Raw genomic sequence first — 18,292 nt, forward strand, 5'->3', positions numbered from 1 at the left:
TTAGCTATTCGCCGTTGCCGCGAGTCGACGCTGCTCCTGGGACCAAATCGTTCGCCGATCCAATGCCGGATCCGCTACTGGCGGCGCCTCCGCGGTCAACGAGGCCTGCGCGGACGTCGACGACGAGCCACTTACCGGAGTGCCGGACGATCTCGACGCGATATCCGGTGGTCTGGGTGGATTCCGATGACGGTACGTCCCAGGTCACTCGCACCTCTGCCACAGCCACGTTGCCGTCCTCGTAGGAGACGGGTTGGTTTGCGGGGGTGGAGGTCGCGCGGGGGGACCGGACGGTGATCTGGTCGATCTTCGGGTTCGTGACCATGCCACCGAGTCCGGTCTTGGCGCGCGCGACCGCTGAGTCCGCGAGAACAAGGTTGAGCTGACCGCTATCGGAGGCACCCCAGGCTGCGAGGAAGGGTCGGATCAAAGAGTCCTTCGTCTGCGCTGCGAGATTCGGATCTTCCTTGAGGTTCGGTTCGGCTGGGGGCGGGTTGTCCAAGCGCATCGGTGCGGTGACCCCGATGTCTCCGACGATCCGCATGTCGTTGCTGACCTTGCTGGAGCGCACCCACACCGGAACAGACATGCTCAGGTACTGACCGTCGGACACCGACACGGTGAACCCCAGATACGCGGCGTCCCCTTCGGGGAACTCGGTGATCGGGCTGACGGTGCCGTCCCAGACGATCATGGACGGTTCTTGTTGCAGTCCACCGGAAGTCCATCCGCAGCTTTCCGCTGCTCCGGGTGTCCCCATAGCCTGGAGTAACTGTTCGCGACGTTTGACGGACTCGTCGTCACCGTGGGTGAGGCATACATCGAGGTACTGCTGCGCGAATCCCACCGCAGCGTTGACCGGGAAGGTCGTCAAGCGATAGGCGGCGGCTTCTTCGGCAGAAATTGCTCCTTCGGCTGGTACCGATGAGCGACCCAACACCACTCCGGTGATGAGGCCGGCGGCCGAGCAGGCAGCCAAGGCTGTCACCCCGATGGCGAGGGCGCGCCGCCCGCGATTGTGGCGGCCGACGGTCGGTTGCTTACCAATCTTGCCGATGTCGAAGTCTTCGATGGGAACACCGTTGCCGTCGAAGACTTGCGCAGAGCTCGAGTTGGCGTCACTGTCGGAGCTGACGAGGGCCTTGGTTCTGCTGATCAGGGATTTCTTACGGGTCGGTGTGTTGGTGGTCGGGTAGTCGGCAGCCGTGCTGGCCGCGTTGTCAACGTGAAGTTCGGGCGCAGCGATGGCACGTCCATCTTCGTCGACGTAGATACGCTGACCGTTCTCGTCGCGCAGTTCGCTGCCGGCGGCGTCGGATGCGATGAAGTGGCTGTCTTCGGTTTGGAGGACCCACCGGTAGATTCGCTCGCCGTCGATGTCGTACCAGTCGGAGCCGTCGTCAGCGGGATCGGGAACGGGCGTCGCCGGTGGCTGCTCGTAGGCGGGGACTGGATCCGGCTGCGGCTCGGGATCAGGAGACATGCCGAGAAGAGCGTGCAGATGGGGCTGGACCGAGTCTCGAGCAGGATTGAATCGAGCGTAGATGCGTCGCACCGGGATGCGTTTGTCGGTGCGGGCCGGCCGGAATCCGTCCGGTAGGACAACCGCGGCCCGGTCGATCAGCTCAGCGTCCTTCGACACATGCGTCCCTTCCGCCGTTCATCAGGATTGCGCTGGTACGCACATTGACTGGTGTGCGCGCCAGGCGATTCGTTCTCCGATGGACGTCAGCGTAGGACAGCCCGTTCCGGTGGTCCGGCTTCGTCGCGATGACTCAGACTGAAGCGTTCTTGCGGGCCGGTGGTATCCGCGCGGAGCGGTGAGAAGGACACGGGGGCTTCTACAATCGGTCCCAGACGCTGGGTTCGGCCGCCGCAGGCTCTCTGCCGAAATCGTCTTCGGCACTTCGATCAACGTGCGTGAAGTGGTCGCCTTCTGGACCAGCGGCATCGTCGAACGCATCGAACGCGGTGCTGTCCTCGCTGGATACAGCGGTGACGGCGGAGACGGGCTCGATGTCGGCCTTCTCGGTGACCCCGTCGACGATCTCGAAAAGCTTCGAGCTGCGCTTGGAGAGTTCCTCGTTGAGGGCGATAGCGGTGGTGCGAGCTGCTTCGCGGGTGGCGTCGATCAGCTCCGGGTCGCCGGCAAACGGGTTGTAGCCGAGCTCCGGTTCGAATACCGGGACCATCTCGATGATTTCGTACCAGTTGTTCGGCCCTTCAGGGGCCGTGGTGTGCACAGCGGTCAGTTTCGGTGCCTTCGTCACGTACACCATTTCCCACGAATCGCGGTCGAGTGCTTGTGTGGTGCCGAAAGGGATACGGGTGTCCTGTTGCTCGGAACCGCGCACCATCTTCGATTCCGATGCGCCGGTGAAGATTCGCAGGCGGTTGTTCGACACGGCAGTCTCGTTCGTGGCGAACTGCTTGGTGACCTTGCCGGAGAAGCCACAGACGATCTCGTCGTCGGCTTCGGTGTTGAGCTGCAGGGCGAACAAGTGATCAACCTGGGCGAGGAGTCGGTCCAACCACACGCCTTTTCCGTCGTCGACCTGCCGCACGTCGGCAAGCGCCTGCGTGGAGGCCACGACACGGATGCCCATATCGGCGGACTTGTTGAGGAGATTGATGAGCGCTTCGGCGGAGGCGGAGTTCACCGCACTGCCCAGCTCTTCGATCTGGACGATGAACGGTGGCCAGGGGGTGCTGTCCGCGACCCCGGTGTCGAGCGCGAGGTATTGGGAGACAGCGAGTTTGCGGGCTCGCAGGGTTGCGACCGCATTTTGAAGATCAAGCAGGATCATCGTGTAGATCATGGCGGCGAAGTCGGGATAATCCTGCGCCGGCAGACTGATGACCACGATTTCTCCGCGGAGGATCGCTCGGATCAGGTCGATCTGCCCCGCGGGGCTGCGGCCGGTGCCGAACGTGCCGGGAAACAGTGCAGAGGAGTTGACGTATGTCGAGACCAGTTGTCGGGTATTGGAAGCAGCCTGTGCGGTGATGGTGCTTCCCTTCTTCAGTTCGCCCATCACGGCTTGCACCCGGGCGCGCAGTGTCGCGATTCGCTTGCCGGCTTCGTCATCGGACAGGTGCGGGTAGTAGGTGCGAACGGTGCCCACGTTCAGGGCAGCGGCTTGACGTTCGAGTTCGCCGCCCCCGTCGCCGACCACGGAGAGCATGTTCATCAGCGTTTCCAGCGCTGAGATCCGCGTGCGGCCATCTGCGCCGACGGTGCGGTCGTATCCGGTCAACGCGGCGATGTTCCATGCAAGCTCAGTGATCTCCTGTGCCGCTCGAAGGTATGCGGCTGCGTCACCGTCTCGCGGAACCGATTTGAGAAGCATCTCCGTTTTGGACTTGCCGTTTCCTCGGCTGAGTGGGTCGTATCGGGCGGGTACGGGAGGAGCGTAGGGATGAGGTTGCTCGTATCCCCCGCCGTTCTTCGGTGCGAGAGCGAAGTGCAGGAACGAGCGTCCTTCGCGTTCTGCCAGTCGAGCTTTGGACTTGACCAGCGCGTCGTCGCCTTTGATGTCGATGGTGAGGTTGCCTCCCCCTTCCACGTGGACCTGCTGGTCGACGAGGGAGGTCGCGAGGCGTGTCTTGCCGGAACGAGATGATCCGACTATCAGCGCGGCCTTCTTGAACGACTTGGATGGTGTCAGCACGGGGTGGCCGTAATGCCCCACCCCTAGTGCGATGGTCGGTTCGGTGCGGCGGTTACTCAACATGTTCAGGCTCCCGTGTAGTAGCCGTCGGCGATTTTCTGGCGTTCGATGGCGCGTCGTCGACGGTCGAGGAAGCCGACGGGTCGCATGTTGGAGTGCTCGGGGCCCTCGATGCGGCCGCGAAGTGCGCGTGGGCGCGCGCGGAACGCAACAATCACGACGATGGTGACAGTGAAGCCGATCGGGATGCCGAATCCGAGTTGGGTCCCCACGACTTCGAGGATGCTTGCGTCGGAGTGGGTGCGCATCCAGCCGCGTAGTCCGCTGCTATCGGCGGGGAATGATTCGGCGACTGTGGAGAGCCAGGTGCGGGTGGCGAAGGACGTGGACCAGTACAGCCACGTGATCGGTGAGAAGCCGGCGGCTGCGATGCCGAGGACTGCGGTGGCTGCTGCCCAGGTGGCCCAGATGCGGACGCGGACGCGGCGGAGCTCGTAGGCGAGGATCGAGAAGATCGCTGCTGCGGCGACGCCGGGTAGTGCGGCGAGGACGACGACAGCGGACACGGCTGCGAGACCGATGGTGTTGACGGTGCTCGAGGGATTTCGTGTGTCATGCTGTTCCGCGTCGGTTCTTGACCCCATGCGTGGCCGGACCTCCTGGTAGTGGCCTTTTCTCCGATGGTGGGGATCATCGCACGGGGTGTTCGGGGGAAGAGGGGGTCGCAGCAGGGTTCGAGGTACCTCGACGGCGCGCAGGAGCGACGCGCAACCTTTTTCAGATAAGGGCGTGTCGCTGCCGCTCCAAGATCAGGGCACCCCTATCCTTATCGGAAAGCGGTGGCGATGTTGTACAGTCACCACCATCGGAGATGCATGAACCACATTTGGGGGCTTGCCATGGCTGCTGCATGCAGCAGGAACGGTCGGCGCCTTGGACGACGATCCAAAGGCGATCGGCGATTCGTCGCTACCCGAGTTCCCGCGCAGACCATCACGTCGATCAAAGCTATTGCCGAGGACACCAGCACCCCCCTCGGCGACGTAGTCGGCACTCTCCTCCTGCTCGGCGTACGCCACAGCGCGGAGTTGGATGCCGCCATGGATGAACTGATGCCGCTGACCCGCACCACAGGGGACGGCCAAGTCCAGTTCAACCCCTCCAACACTAAAGACAGCATCGTCAACCTCATCGGACGGGCACCCACACCTGTCGTTGAACGCATCGAAGAACTCCGCGACGGGATCTCCCCCGACGGAAAGATCCCGATGCTCCTCGTGTTCTCCGCATTGCTGGCCATCGGCCTGCGGGTCGTCGAGAACACGACGTTCGACTCGGCCCTTTCCGACATGTACGCCCTCGCACTCGACCCCTCGCTCGCCACCACGATGCTCGGCAAGCAGGTCGCGACCCGTAACCGTGAAGAACAGGGGGTGCTGTCACTGGCGATCTAGTTGCCGCGCCGAGTACGGCGCCTGAACAACTTCATCCAGGGGCACCGCCGAGGTCGCGTTCACCAGCTACACGCTGGAACACCGCACCTCCCCGGAAATACATGAGACCCCGCTCTGCCAGGAACCGGGGTCTCATGTGATCTGAAATTAGGTGTCGGACCGAGTTGGCGCTCGGCGACCCGACTGGGGTGCCCCTCCACTGGAAGGACTCACTTGACCAGTGAGCTCCAGGGTACAAGCACGCCCGCGGTTGCGTCCACTGACGCTGCCGTGTCGGCCCCATCCACCCTGTCGAATTCCGACGGATCGGACAGTTTGTCTGCATCCGACAACTCCACACTCACCTCCGACGAGATCTTCAGGATCGTCCGGGGCTGGTCTCCGCGCGCCACCATCCGTGTCGATTTCCACCGAGACCACCGGTATACCCCCAAGCGGATTCCCGACGAGCCGCCGAATACACCATGGGCGCTCTATCTCACGGACCGCAGCGGCCGATTCCACCTGCTCGGACTCGATTTCGACGATCGCCCCGGTACACCGACTGGCGCTGCCCGCCGAGCAGCAGAACAGGTCAGCCGTAAACTGCACCAGCTCGACGTCCCCCATCTGCTGTGCGCATCGGGCGGCCGCAATGGTCGACACCTGTGGATCCGGCTGACTTCCCCTGTTGAGTCTCTCCAAGTCCGAAGGCTCGCTAACGCTCTCACTACCCGCTACGGGAAAGTGTTCGACGCCACACCGCTGCGGAACTCGACCTCGGGCTGTGTCCGCGCTCCGGGCTCCCCTCATCGGTTCGGTGGCCACTCTCAGGCGCTACGGACAGCGGGCCGGCCGGCAGCACGTGCGCTCGAGTGGGCCAGCGAAGGCGCAGATCCCAGCGCTGTCGACGCCCTCCTCGACTGGGCCAGACCCGCAACAGGTCCGACGGAAAACGATGGACGCGACAACCCTAGAAACGTCACTGTGACGAAACAGCTTAGGGTAATCGATCATCAAATCGGCATGATCCCAGGCGCCACCAGGCCACTGCCAGAACACATTCAGCGCCTCGCACAGGCCAACCCCGCGCCCTACGCCGACACATCCCGTATCGCCTGGTCCATCATGCTGTCGGCCGCCCACTCACACTGGTCACTCGAAGACATCACCCGCGCCGCGACCGTCACCCGATTGCCAGGCCTCGAACACCTGCGCAGTGCACCTACCTCCAACGGACACCGCGCTCCCCGCCCAGACCCGAAAGAGCACACAGCCCGACAATGGCACCGCGCCCTCACCGCAGCCGCCGCTGCACCCCCGCCCCCTGAAGACACACCCACCAGCCACGCACGCCAACACGTCCGCGCGGCCCTCACCGCAGCCGAGCAACACCCATTCTTTCGCGGCTCCCCACAAGCGTTCCGCCGCTGGGCAGCACTGGCCGCAATCGCTGACCTGATGTACCGCGCCGATACCGTCGACGACTTCGAACTCGACGTCCGCCGCTGGGCCATCGCAGCCAGCACCACCAAATCCGTACTCGCCAACACCGTGCGGGAACTCATGGACACCGGCTGGCTCATCCGCACACGCCAACACGCCGGCACAAAAGCCGCCGCATACCGCCTCTGCATACCTGCAGTACATGTACGTGGACACAAGGTTTCCCACCCCCCAGAAGCCCTCCCGGAACATGCTCTCGATCGAGCTCGCAACTACCTCTCCCACCTGAATCGTGATGTCTGGCAACACTCGAGCCTCGGACCTACCACGGCAATCGTGCACTGGTGGATGTGCCACTCCCCCACCCTCCGTTCAGAAGGGCTACAGGCCGCAACAGGGCTGTCGCGAAGGCATCTCGACACCGCGATCCGAGTGCTGGAGACGCACCGCCTCGTCCGTCACGGCCAAGCCATCGACCGCGAACGCATCTACCGCGGTGTGGCGACGTTCTTAGGTGTTGACGGGGTGCTGGAGCGCCGCCGTACCCGGTATCGACATGAGTCCCTGGTCTGGGCCTGGTGGTGCGCGGAAGTCACGTGGCGCAGCGCACCGGCTTCAGCTAAGCCCGCGCTGTCGGTCCGCCACACGTACGGGCAGTTCCCCACTCTCGCCGACGGCAGCTGCGACTGGGCAAGCGCGATGCACCGTGTCGCCCAGGTCGAAGCCCTCCGCACGAAAGCTCAATCCGCGTGACCTCGCCCGCACTATCGGCGGCGCACCAGCAGCAGACAGACGCGCAGGATCACTTCTGGTTAGGGAGCGTCCACACCTGGTCCGCCGAGTCGACGTCAGGGAGTTGGCTCTCCAGGAGATCGACGAAGTACAGAAAGGCCGCTCTGCACACCCACAACGCCTCCACGGAAGCCTGAATAAGCTCATCCAGATCGACTGTGCTGAAGGTTTCCCTCGTCGGCCCGGTCGGATAACCAGAGGTCGCGTGCACGATCCGGTGAGTGCCGGCATTCCGCAGCAGCCGAGCGTTGGGATACATGCCGTCGTCGGACAGATCGGCAGCGAGCTCGGCCAACGCAAGAACATGCAGGTATCCGGGATCCCCGTCAGACAAGCTGGGCCGCACCGCATGCGACTTCTTGTCTTGCCAAAACCCGGCGAAGGACACTTTGCCCGGGTCGATGCCCACCTCAAAGTGCTCATTCGCGGCAACCGCGATCTTGTCCAGTACGTCAAGTGCAGAGCGTTGGGCAAGCAACAGCAGCGCAGGCCCCTCACCGTAGATGCCACCGTCGAGGGTATCGGTGTACAGCCCTGAATCATCCGGATGCTGCGAGACCCCGGCTTCGTTCACCATCAGTTGTCCCCGGTAGGCCATTCTCCTCGCCACCAGATACTCGGCTTTCAGCACGTTCATAGCAGCGAAGATCGGAGGAACGGACTCGCCTGGCGTTGACGGCACCACGCCCTCAAGCCCGGCGCTGTCCCAGCGGTCACCACCTCCCCCCAATCCCTCTACCGTTGCCGTCAACGCCAGGCGATGCTCAACGATCCACTGGTGGTACGGGTCCAGTTCGTCACCGACATGACGGAAGTGCCCCTGCCCGCCGACCGGCTCCAACGAATCCCAGCGTTGAGCCACCTGCGCGCCTGCGATTTCAGCGGTGCGAGCACTCAAGGTTTTCGCGATCTGCAGGTATCGGTCGTAGGCCGCAGCGATGTGCCCCAGTTCGTCTCGTCCGTGCTCGAGCCTGCGCCGCAGCAGCTCAGCTGCGTTCCCGGCCGCGTTGCCGTTGGAAGGATCCAACTTCAACGAATCGGAATACGCCGTGTATGCCTCGACCCATCTACCGGAATCGTCCAGGGTATTGCCGAGGTTGCACAGTGCCCGGCTCCGCTGTTCTGCGCTTGCGTACTCCTCGTGGCCGGCCGCCCTAAGGATGCGTCGAACCGTGCGAAGATCGTCGATGTTCTTCAGCCGAAACGACGGGTTGAGCTCTGCGGTGTCTTCACCGATGTCCGCCAACTCGCGAATGTGATAGATAGATGCCTGTCCGGTACCGACGTTGTACATCGCCTCTGCTGCAACGTGTTCAGGCGTTTCCTCGTCATCGATGAGCGATCTCGCCCACGCGACACCCAGTTCGAGACCTTCGATGCTCTCTGCCGCCGCAGCCAAATTGTTCATCGTGGAGGACAGCAAGAACAAGAGCCAGCACCGCTTCTCCGCGTCGACAGTAGACGCTGACACCGTCGCCTGAATCTGTTGCAACGTGCTCATGACGTCGGCGAACCGCGAAAGGCCAACCGTGTCGTTGAGCTCGATGATGAAGCTCTGCAACTCCATGAACTCGGCGTCATTCATGCTCTTTGCCTCCAGCCTGCCAGCGGGCCACGGTGCGCCCAGCGAAGGGCTCAGCCTACGACCACAATCCGACAGCAGGACTTGCTACTGACCGCGTGCACAGGCTCGGTTGCCGGCGCCCATTGCCTGAGACCACACAATGCGGTATCAACAGCTCACGGCGACGAAAGCAGGTACCAGCATGTCGCACAACCGGAAGCAGCCCTCCAAAGGCAAAAAGCTTCAGCAGATGCGCGGAGAAATCGCGCGCATCGAACTGTTCCTCTTCAAGATGAACAACATTCTGAAATACCGGCCGTGGACCGTCCAGGAACAACAACTCGCAGCAGACGCAGGTCAAGCCCCAGAAGGTGGTGTAGGACGGTGATCCCTTCTCCTGTCCTGACTATGCAGCAGGAATCGCGGCAGCAGGTTCCGTAACCACCTCCCCGACACTCTCCGGCGCGGTGCCCACAGCACGACAACGAGCCAGCACCTCGAGCCCGAGATACCGCCGGCCCTCCGTCCATTCATCGGTCTGCTCGGCCAGAACAGCACCGACCAACCTGACGACCGCGTCACGGTTGGGGAAGATCCCCACCGCATCGGTCCGACGTCGGATCTCTCGATTGAGACGCTCGGCCGGATTATTCGACCACACCTGAGTCCACACATCCTTCGGAAATGCGCTGAACGACAACAGATCCTGGCGGGCATTGCCCAGGTGCTCGGCGACCGCCGGGAGCCGGTCCTCGGTGTACTCGACAAGACGATCGAACTGGGCATCGACCGCATCGGCGGTCGGCTGGTCGTAGACCGAATGCAACATCGCCTTGACCGCCGGCCACATGCTCTTCGGACACACACCCATCAGGTTCGCCGCGTAATGGGTCCGGCATCGCTGCCACGCAGCACCGGGCAGGTTCGCCGCGATCGCATCGACCAGACCACGGTGTGCATCGGAGGTGACCAACCGGACCCCGCTCAGACCGCGGGCGACCAGGTCGGCGAAGAAGGTGTTCCATGCCGGCCCGGTCTCGCTGGTGGCCACGTGCAGGCCCAGCACTTCGCGGTGCCCGTCGGCGTTGACTCCGGTGGCGACCATCGCGACTGCGTTCACGACCTGCTTGTTCTCGCGGACTTTCATCGTCAATGCGTCGGCGGCGACGAACGTGAACGGGCCCGCGTGATCGAGTCGGCGTTGCCGGAACGCGGCGACCTGTTCGTCGAGGTCTTCGGCCATGCGTGAGACCTGGGACTTCGACAGTGCGTTGATGCCGAGGGTTTTGACCAGCTTGTCCATCCGGCGGGTGGAGACCCCGGCCAGGTAGCAGTCGGCGACCACGGTGATCAATGCCGCTTCGGCGCGTTTACGGCGTTCGAGGAGCCATTCGGGAAAATACGTCCCGGACCGGAGTTTGGGGACGGCGACGTCGATGGTGCCGACGCGGGTGTCGAGCGGGCGGCGTCGGTATCCGTTGCGCTGGTTGACTCGTTCGGTGGACTGTCGGCCCCATTCGGCGCCGCAGACCGCGTCGGCTTCGGCGGACAGCAGGGCGTTGATCATGGTTTGTAGCAGTTCGCGCATCAGGTCGGGAGACGCGTCGGTCAGGGCTTGGTGCAATACACCCGCAGGGTCGACAATGTGGGGTGCGGTCATCGTGATGACTCCGTTCGAGGATTCTGTGGAAGGTTGACTCGAAGGATCACGCGGTGACCGTTTCACGTCCAGCAGCGACACGCTGTCGGTTGTGGTGCTGGTCACCGGGTTACACCACTCTATGGGGCACTACTCAGACGCAATGGCCCGACACAGGCGGCTGACGGCCCAACTTCACGGGATGTCCCCACCCAGCCCACGCGCATCACGTCGGAAACAACCGCGGTCTCAAACCAAGGGCTATCCCCGAACCGCAGGTTCTGTGATGACCATCCGCAACCGCTGAAGACGACCTCCGCTCGCAGGTCGTCCTTTACCTTAAGGCCACGAGGTTGCGTTCTTCATCGCGACGAACGGGGCAGCGACTGTTCCCACGAACGTATCGCTGCCGTTCACAACGGGCGTTTCCATTGCAGAGAGCCCTCAACCAACATTGCAGTCACGCGCGATTCGAGCTGTTACCGACCTGGCGCTGATCAGCTGGTAACAGCTCGTCGAGCACTCGATCGCTATGTGCGCGGTGACGATAACAGCACCGCAAGCACCGAAAAGTCGACCGAACGGCTCGCTCGCGGTGACCGCCCGAACGCCGGTAACAGCTCAAAATCGGCCTGCGCGCCCGTCAGCCCTACTACGTTGTCGGGCAACAAGGGAGCATGCGGGCCTCGTTTCGGGCTGTTCCCGACGTCTTCCCCAGGCGGTTTACAGCGTCGGATCGATGGTCGAGTCGACCTTAGCGCCGCCCGTTCGGGTGAAGCGGCGTGCCAGTGGACGGTGGCGGCGACAGGTTGAGCTCGGCGCTGGCCTGCCTGGCGAAACTGGTCGCGATCAGGTGCAAGAGGTGTGACGAGCAGAGGTATTCGATGACCAGAAGGTCGAGCGTGCGCACAATGTGATCGACAGTCCGGGTGTTTGCGTGCGTGTCGGGGTAGCCGTAGCATTTGCCGAAAATCGGGCGGATATGGCGTAGTGCCCGGTCGGTGATCCGCTCGGCCTGTTGGGTCGAAACGATCGTCTGTCTCGCCACCGGCTCCTGGCGGGCGCGGCGTATCCGCCCAGCTCGCCGACGATCCGATTCGGGCCAGAACTCGTGTGGGACGTAAGGGCCCGCAACCCAAGGTTGTCAGGAAGTGCAAAGTAGCGGGATCCTGACGACAGGCTGGTGAATTCTCAGGCTCGTGGTGCAGCACTGCTGACGATGCGGTGGATGGTGGAGCGGCCGACGCTGTATTCCTCGGCCAGGTCCGCCAGGCTCGCGTCGTCGGCGGGGTCGTGGTAGCGGCGGTGGATTGTTTTCCGTGCCGTGAGAGGAAGTTTCGGCTGCTTGCCCTTGAGCCTGCCTTTCGCGCGGGCCTTGGCCATGCCCTCGCGGGTGCGTAGGTGGTTGAGGTTGGCCTCGAATTCGGCGACCATGGCCAAGGTTTGCAGGAAGAGCTTGCCGAACGGGTCGTTCCAGTCGTAGATCGAGCTCCCGAGTCCGAACAGCACCTCGCGCTCGCGCAGTTCGGTCAGGGTCTGGCCTGCTTCGGCCATGTTGCGTGCGAATCGGTCGAACTTCGGCGTGGTCAGCACTACCTGTCGCCCGTCGATGGCCGCCGCGGCGGAGGTGACGGCGGCGAGTGCGTTGTCGAGCCCGGCCCGGTTCTTGCGGGTGGTCCCGGAGAACCCTTTGTCGATGAAGATCCGCTCACGCGGCACTCCGAGCGCCAATAGCTGCTCGGTTTGGATCTCGACGTCTTGTTCGTCGGTGGAGCAGCGGCAGTATCCGACGCGGAACGGCTCACCCATGCCGAAAGTGTTCCAGATAGCGGGGGCTGACCGGCACAGTCAGCGGAACACCTCTACGGAACACCGGTGAGCTGGGCCGACGTTGGCTCTGCGTGGTGTTCCGGTGGCCGATCCGGTTACGGAACAGGTCAGGGGGTGTTATCGGTGTGTGGGGGTGTGTTGTGGGTGAGGGCGTGCTGGTGGGCGGTCCGCAGGATGGCCTCGGTGGGAGTGGTGCCGCGTAGCTGGTAGGCGTCGGGTCCGAGCCGGTCGAGGTCCGCCCCGAGCTCACGTGCGTCGATGGGGTGGCGGGCGCAGATGATCAGGAGCCGGGCGTGGGTGGCGTGGGCGAGTTCGGCGGCGTGGTCGACCACACGGTAGGAGCGGTCGGATCCGTCGGTGTCGACGATGATCGTGCGATAGGCCGTCATGACGGGCGTCTTTCACGAGAAGGGAGCGTGTTTTGCGGGGGAAATGGTCGAGATGTATCGGCGGCGTGGTGCGCGGCCGGGGGCCAGTACTGCCAGCACGATCGCCCCGACGGTGGTGAGGGCGGCCAGGGCGAGCGCGGCCTGGCCGCTGCCGTGCACGAACGCGGCCTTGGCGAACTCGGCCAGCGGTGCGGCCACCGGTCCGGCCTGGTCGGCGACCTGCAGCGCCGCGGCCAGGGAATCGGCGACCGGGCCGCGGGCGGGCTCGGGCAACTGGGGCAGGGCGGGCTGGATGCGGTGGGTGTAGCCGGCGGCCAGCACGCTGCCGGCCACGGCGATCCCGATCGCGGCGCCGATCTCGCGGGCGGCGTCGTTGACCGCGGCGGCGACCCCGTGTTTGGCCTCGGGGGTGTCGGCGACGATGGCATAGGTCGCCGGCGCGGTGCACAATCCCAGGCCCGCGCTCATGATCAGCAGCGGCCACAGCAGGTCGAGGTAGTGCGCGGCGAGTGTCAGCCGGCTCACCAGCACCAGCCCGGCGGCGATGGTGAGCAGGCCGGCCACGGTCATCACCCGTAACCCGACCAGGCTCGACAGCCACGGCGCGATCACCGAGATCACGACCAGCGGCACCACCATCGGCGCCAACGCCAGCGCCGAGGCCAGCGGCCCGTAACCGAAGACCAGCTGCAGGTACTGCACAAGCAGCAGGAATACCCCGAAGGTGACCAGGAACTGGATGGTCACCGACAGCGACCCGGCACCGAAACCACGGCGGGCGAACAACCGCACATCCAGCAGCGGCGCCGCCGAGCGCAGCTCGACGACCACGAAGGCCGCCGTCGCGGCCACGCCGACCCCGGCGGCGGCGGCGACGAGCGGGTCGGCCCAGCCGCGCGCGGGGAACTCGATCACGGCGAACACGATCGCCGCGACAGCGACCGCCACCGCCACCGCGCCCACCCAGTCCACCTGCGGATGCTCGCGCTGGCGGGACTCGGCGATGGTGCACGCCAACCCCGCCAGCACCGCCCCGGCCACGGTCAACCCTACGAACACCGATAGCCACGACCATCGTTCGAGCAGCACCCCGGCACCGAGAATCCCCAGTATCGCCCCGGATCCGGCGACCCCGGCCCATATCCCCACCGCCCGGCCGCGATGAGCGGGGGCGAACCCTGCAGTGAGGATCGACAGCGTCGAGGGCATCACCAGCGCGGCGCCTGCCCCGGCCAGCGCGCGCGTCGCGATCAACCAGGCCGGGTCGGACAGCAGCAGCGGCAGCGCCGAGGCGGCGGCGAACACCACCAACCCCACCACCAGCACCACGCGGCGCCCGTAACGGTCACCGACGGCGCCGGCGGGCAGCACCAGACACGCCAGCACCAGCGTGTAGCCGTCGACGATCCAGGTCAGCTGGGCTTGGGTGGCCCCGGTCGCAAGCGCGATCTGCGGCAACGCCGAATACAACGCCGCCATCGCCGCGACCACCAGCGCCACCGCCAGGCACGACACCGCCAGCATCCACCACTGGGCCCTGGTCCAGCGGGCGATCTCGACAGTGTCCGTTCCGGGTGTGGCCACCGGCACCTCCCCGACTTTGAAGACCAACGGTATCTGTACGAGACCATTCGTATCATAGTGGTTGGGGGGTGGGATAGAGTTCACCCATATCAAGAGTTCAACGACACGAATTCGGAGGAAGGCGCGTCCATGACCGACTCAGGCCCGGCGGCGACCGACCCGCTCGCCGCGGACGACGAGCAGGCCGATCCGCGACTGGCGCGCTCACGCAACCGGTTGCTCGACGCGGCCACCCATCTGCTGTCCACCGGCGGTGTCGAGGCGGTCACCGTCGAGGCGGTCACCCGCGTGTCGAAGGTCGCCCGCGCCACCCTCTACCGGCACTTCGGCAGCACCACCCAGCTGCTCGCGGCGACTTTCGAACGACTACTTCCCCAGGTCGACACACCGACCGGCACCGGGCCCGTGCGTGAGCGGCTCCTGGCGCTGCTCGCCAGCCAGGCCGACCTCATCGAACAGGCTCCGGTGCAGATGACCACCCTGGCCTGGCTGGCGATGGGTTCCATCGGCGAGGACCACCCCGACCCGGCCGCGGTCACCTCGCTGCGCGCGCGCGTCATCGAGCAGTACCGCCACCCGTTCGACCAGATCCTCACCAGTCCCGAGGCCCGCGCGATGCTCGGCGAGCTCGACACCACCTTCGCCATCATCGAACTCCTCGGCCCGATCGTGTTCGCCCGTCTCACCGGATTACGCAGCATCGACCACGACGACTGCACCCGGCTCGTCGACAACTTCCTCACCGCCCACCGAACACCCACGCCAGCAGACACCGCTATCGACATCGCCACGCCGTAACCACGGGCCCCGGTTCCGCGCGGTCAGAACAAGGTGTCGCGCACCCGCAGCGGCCGGTACCCGGTCGGGCCCAGCTGGGCCAGCTCGGCGTCGATGTCGACCTCGATCGCGCCGAAGAAGTTGATGTTGGCACTGTGGGCCGGGCTGATGTGGGCCAGGACCTCGTCATCGATACGCTGCCCGGTCCGGCGCATCTGCTCGACAGCGAACCCGTAATACTCTGTGGTCCAGGCGATCACAGCGTTGGTCGTCAAGGTCAGGCACCAGGCCTGCTCGGTCTGGTCCTCGAGGTGGCGCGCCCGGATCATCCCCTCATGGGCATAGAGCAGGTCGCGGCGCAGCGCGTGCAGCGACTCGCCCTTGTTGAGCTGCCGCGAGATCTTGCGCCGGTAGTCCGGATCGGAGAGGTATCTCGCGGCGTAAATGGTGCGCCGCAGCGCCCCGTACTCCTTGAGCGCCGCGGCCAGGGTGTTCTGCCGCCCCGACGCCGACAGCTTGCCGACCAACAGCGACGCGGTGGCGTGCCCGAACTTCAGCGATCCGGCCAACCGCAGCAGATCGTCCCAGTGCTCGGCGATCAAACCCAGGTTGGCCTTGCGGGTCATCAGCGGGCCCGCGTGCGGGAACCGGGCCTCGGCCTCGGCGCGCGGGCCCGGCCGGTACAGGGTGATCCGCCCCAGATCCCGGATCCGTGGCGAGAGCTGCATCCCGAGCAGGTCGAACAACCCGAAGTTGACCAGGGTGACCCCGTGGGTGTCGGTGGCGTGCTCGGTGATCGGCAGATCGGTGGCGTTGCCCAGGATCTCATCGAGCACGTAGTGGGCTTCGCGTTTGGTCGCCACGATGACCTTGGTGCCGTAGGTGGCGTGGGTGTCGCTGACATGGGTGTAGGTCGACAGGCCCTCGCTGGCGAAATAGCGGCTCAACGGCCGCGCCGTGGTCGACTTACCGCGCGTCGGGAAACGCTGCCCGTCGCTCGACGACAGTGTTCCGGCGCCGAACACCGCGGTCAGCGGCAGCCGCTGGTGGTAGCCGACCAGTACCAGGTTGGCCGCGCGCAGGGTCTCCTCGCGCACATACCACTCGTCGGTCCAGGCCAGGATGTCGTAGGTGATTCCGCACGCCTCGGCCATCCGGGTCAACCCCAGGTTCGTCGAGTGCGCCAGCAGTACCGCGATCAGGTTGCGTTTGAGCTCCGGCGTCCGGGTGGCCTGACCGCCGGCGTGGGTGAAGCAGTCCAGGTAGCCGGTGCGTTTGTCCAGCTCGATCAGCAGCGACACGATCGGCGCGAACGGCAGCATTTCGGTCAGCTCGGCCTTGAGCGTGATCGCCTCGGCGGGAACATCTTCCGCGCTCAGCGGCGAGATCACCAGATCCCCGCCCTCGTCCAGCCGGACCGGGCCGTCCCCGCCGGCCAGCACCTCCTCCAGCTCACCGAGAGCGTCGTGCAGTTCGGCGACCACGGTGGCCAGCGCGACGCCAGGATCGGCGGATCGCCCGACCAGGCCGCAGAACTCAACGCGTTGCGGTTCCCACTGCCCGGTGGTGAGCAGGTAGGCGGCCGGGTCGGCGTAACGGCGCGAGCCCGGCACGAACACATCCCCGCTGCGCAACCCGTCACGCAATCCGAGCAGCACACACAACTCCCAGTAGTGCCGATACGCGGTCGCGCTGCCGGATTTGCGGGCCTCGTCGAGGTAGCCGCGCCACTTCATCGGCACGAACCCGGTCGGGGCGTCATCGAAGACCTTGCGCCGCCCGGTCGCGTTCAACTCGCGCAGCATGTTCACCGCGATCAGCAACTCGGTCGCGGCGGTACCGCCGCAGAAGCGCACCGCTTCGAGCACCGCGGGGGTGAACTGACGCAGGTAGTTGTAGGAGGAATCCAACGCCGCCAGATGCCCGTGATCACGCGGCAACCTGGGCTTGGCCTGGGCGATCGCCGCGCGCAGGCGCTCCCACCCGATCTTCTCGCCGCGGATCAGCGCACCGATCTCCTCATCCGGAACGCCGGGGTCGGTGACGATTTCCAACAGATCGTCCAGCAGCGCCTGACGGTCCTCTCCAGTCTTCCCTCGTTCGGCCAGCCGCTGCTGCATCTTCCGTTCGGCAGCACCGAATTTCACCGAGATCGCCTGATCGAACAACGCCACGACCTCATCGAGGACATCGGTGCCGGACTGGGCCAGCACCGTGAGCAGGATCGGATACCGGCGTTGCGGATCCCGACGTTGCAGCGCTTGCGGACTCAGGCGCCGGCCCATCGTGGCCAAAAACCGGCGCCGCTCGGCGGGCAGCACCGACATATCCAGCCGATCAGCGCCCAACCCGCGCAGGAAACCCAGCTTGTCGACCTCGGCGCGGACCGCGGCCGCCGAGGCCTCCACCGGCCCGGTCGACAGCCACCGCAACCGCGAGATCCCCAGCGAAGCGTCGGTGACAAGCAAGCCGTCCAACTCCGCGCACCGCGCCGCAGTGAACTCGTGAGCGAGCCGGTCATAGGTTTCGGTCTGGGCCTGGTGGCGGGCGTGGGCGACCCGCTCGACCACGGTGACCGGGCCTGGCCGGATCACCTTCGCCGAGATCAGATACTCACACGCCAGCCGGAACAGCAGAGTCGGGGAATCGTGCTCCATCGCCCGCGCGAGCAGGAACTCATCGAGCTCCTTGAACTCGAGCGCACCGACCGCACGCCATCCCAGGTACCGCGCGGCCAGGCGCACATGCTCGGTGCGGGTCTTGGCTCGCCTGCCGTAGGCACCGATCACCACCGGATCCAACCGCAACTGCTCGGCGACACGAGCCACCGCCACCGGCGGAGCCGTGACCAGCCGATCCGGCACGAATCCCAGCCACGGCAGCGTACACAACGCGATCGCCAAGCCCAGCCGCTCGGCTGGGCCCCGGCCCCGGCCCGGATCCACGAACGCCAGATCCGCAGGCGTCAGCGTGAAGTACCGGAACAGCTCCTCGCGGCTGATCTCCGGGAATCCCCGCAGTCGTTCCAACTCCTCGTCCGCGAACATCCGCGTCGCCACGACCTCAGCCTCCACCAGCACCGACCAACATCATCATCGGCAGTCAAGCACCAACCAGTCGACAGTGCATGCCGAACTCGAAACCCCGTGCCCACCAGTCGGATACGC

15 protein-coding genes are annotated in these 18,292 nt (G+C 65.2%); 5 read left to right on the forward strand and 10 right to left on the reverse strand.

Features of this window, described 5'->3' with window-relative positions; genetic code table 11:
* Positions 1-4: 4 nt before the first annotated feature.
* Together BO226_RS25510 and BO226_RS25515 are read right to left on the reverse strand one after the other, a co-directional pair.
* A complete protein-coding gene (locus tag BO226_RS25510) occupies positions 5-1,642 on the reverse strand; it encodes a conjugal transfer protein (protein WP_071936666.1) in 1,638 nt (545 codons plus the stop codon).
* Positions 1,643-1,841: 199 nt separating this feature from the next.
* The gene (locus BO226_RS25515; protein WP_156895426.1) at positions 1,842-3,350 is read right to left on the reverse strand and encodes a hypothetical protein; all 1,509 of its coding nucleotides are present in this window, start codon (positions 3,348-3,350) and stop codon (positions 1,842-1,844) included.
* Between the two features lie 69 nt (positions 3,351-3,419).
* Between BO226_RS25515 and BO226_RS27465 the strand changes: the two genes are divergently transcribed.
* Positions 3,420-3,623: a hypothetical protein gene (locus BO226_RS27465; RefSeq protein WP_138846191.1), complete on the forward strand. Its 204-nt coding sequence runs from the start codon at positions 3,420-3,422 to the stop codon at positions 3,621-3,623.
* Between the two features lie 113 nt (positions 3,624-3,736).
* Here BO226_RS27465 and BO226_RS25520 read toward each other — a convergent pair whose 3' ends face one another.
* Positions 3,737-4,315 (reverse strand): hypothetical protein, encoded by a 579-nt coding sequence (locus BO226_RS25520; protein WP_071936668.1) that lies wholly within the window; start codon positions 4,313-4,315, stop codon positions 3,737-3,739.
* Positions 4,316-4,546: 231 nt separating this feature from the next.
* Here BO226_RS25520 and BO226_RS27470 point away from each other — a divergent pair, with 231 nt between their 5' ends.
* Positions 4,547-5,125: a hypothetical protein gene (locus tag BO226_RS27470; RefSeq protein ID WP_156895427.1), complete on the forward strand. Its 579-nt coding sequence runs from the start codon at positions 4,547-4,549 to the stop codon at positions 5,123-5,125.
* A gap of 213 nt (positions 5,126-5,338) precedes the next feature.
* Complete coding sequence (locus tag BO226_RS27475; RefSeq protein WP_156895428.1) at positions 5,339-7,303, forward strand: hypothetical protein; 1,965 nt, start codon at positions 5,339-5,341, stop codon at positions 7,301-7,303.
* 49 nt (positions 7,304-7,352) lie between these two features.
* On the opposite strand, the gene BO226_RS25545 is transcribed toward BO226_RS27475, so the two are convergent.
* Positions 7,353-8,927, reverse strand: a complete 1,575-nt coding sequence (locus BO226_RS25545; protein WP_071936673.1) for an LA2681 family HEPN domain-containing protein — start codon at positions 8,925-8,927, stop codon at positions 7,353-7,355.
* A 181-nt stretch (positions 8,928-9,108) separates the two neighbouring features.
* On the opposite strand from BO226_RS25545, the gene BO226_RS27480 reads away from it, so the two are divergent.
* Positions 9,109-9,294, forward strand: a complete 186-nt coding sequence (locus BO226_RS27480; protein ID WP_156895429.1) for a hypothetical protein — start codon at positions 9,109-9,111, stop codon at positions 9,292-9,294.
* Positions 9,295-9,312: 18 nt separating this feature from the next.
* Here the strand turns inward: BO226_RS27480 and BO226_RS25550 are convergent, their stop codons facing one another.
* From BO226_RS25550 to BO226_RS25570, 5 genes are all read right to left on the reverse strand, one after another.
* Positions 9,313-10,566: an IS256 family transposase gene (locus BO226_RS25550; RefSeq protein WP_012477009.1), complete on the reverse strand. Its 1,254-nt coding sequence runs from the start codon at positions 10,564-10,566 to the stop codon at positions 9,313-9,315.
* 733 nt (positions 10,567-11,299) lie between these two features.
* The gene (locus BO226_RS25555) at positions 11,300-11,593 is read right to left on the reverse strand and encodes a hypothetical protein (RefSeq protein ID WP_071936674.1); all 294 of its coding nucleotides are present in this window, start codon (positions 11,591-11,593) and stop codon (positions 11,300-11,302) included.
* Positions 11,594-11,736: 143 nt separating this feature from the next.
* On the reverse strand, positions 11,737-12,354 hold the full coding sequence (locus BO226_RS25560; RefSeq protein ID WP_006553200.1) for a recombinase family protein: 618 nt from the start codon (positions 12,352-12,354) through the stop codon (positions 11,737-11,739).
* A 128-nt stretch (positions 12,355-12,482) separates the two neighbouring features.
* Positions 12,483-12,764 carry a universal stress protein gene (locus BO226_RS25565; protein WP_225623914.1) on the reverse strand — a complete coding sequence of 94 codons (282 nt, stop codon included), beginning with the start codon at positions 12,762-12,764 and terminating at the stop codon, positions 12,483-12,485.
* A 12-nt stretch (positions 12,765-12,776) separates the two neighbouring features.
* Positions 12,777-14,348 (reverse strand): MFS transporter, encoded by a 1,572-nt coding sequence (locus BO226_RS25570; protein WP_039583601.1) that lies wholly within the window; start codon positions 14,346-14,348, stop codon positions 12,777-12,779.
* Positions 14,349-14,477: 129 nt separating this feature from the next.
* On the opposite strand from BO226_RS25570, the gene BO226_RS25575 reads away from it, so the two are divergent.
* Positions 14,478-15,146, forward strand: coding sequence for a TetR/AcrR family transcriptional regulator (locus tag BO226_RS25575; protein WP_039583585.1), 669 nt, complete (start codon positions 14,478-14,480; stop codon positions 15,144-15,146).
* A gap of 23 nt (positions 15,147-15,169) precedes the next feature.
* On the opposite strand, the gene BO226_RS25580 is transcribed toward BO226_RS25575, so the two are convergent.
* On the reverse strand, positions 15,170-18,184 hold the full coding sequence (locus BO226_RS25580; protein WP_039583599.1) for a Tn3 family transposase: 3,015 nt from the start codon (positions 18,182-18,184) through the stop codon (positions 15,170-15,172).
* Positions 18,185-18,292: the final 108 nt, after the last annotated feature.

This window comes from Rhodococcus sp. 2G (genome assembly GCF_001886355.1).
Classification (GTDB): domain Bacteria; phylum Actinomycetota; class Actinomycetes; order Mycobacteriales; family Mycobacteriaceae; genus Rhodococcus; species Rhodococcus pyridinivorans.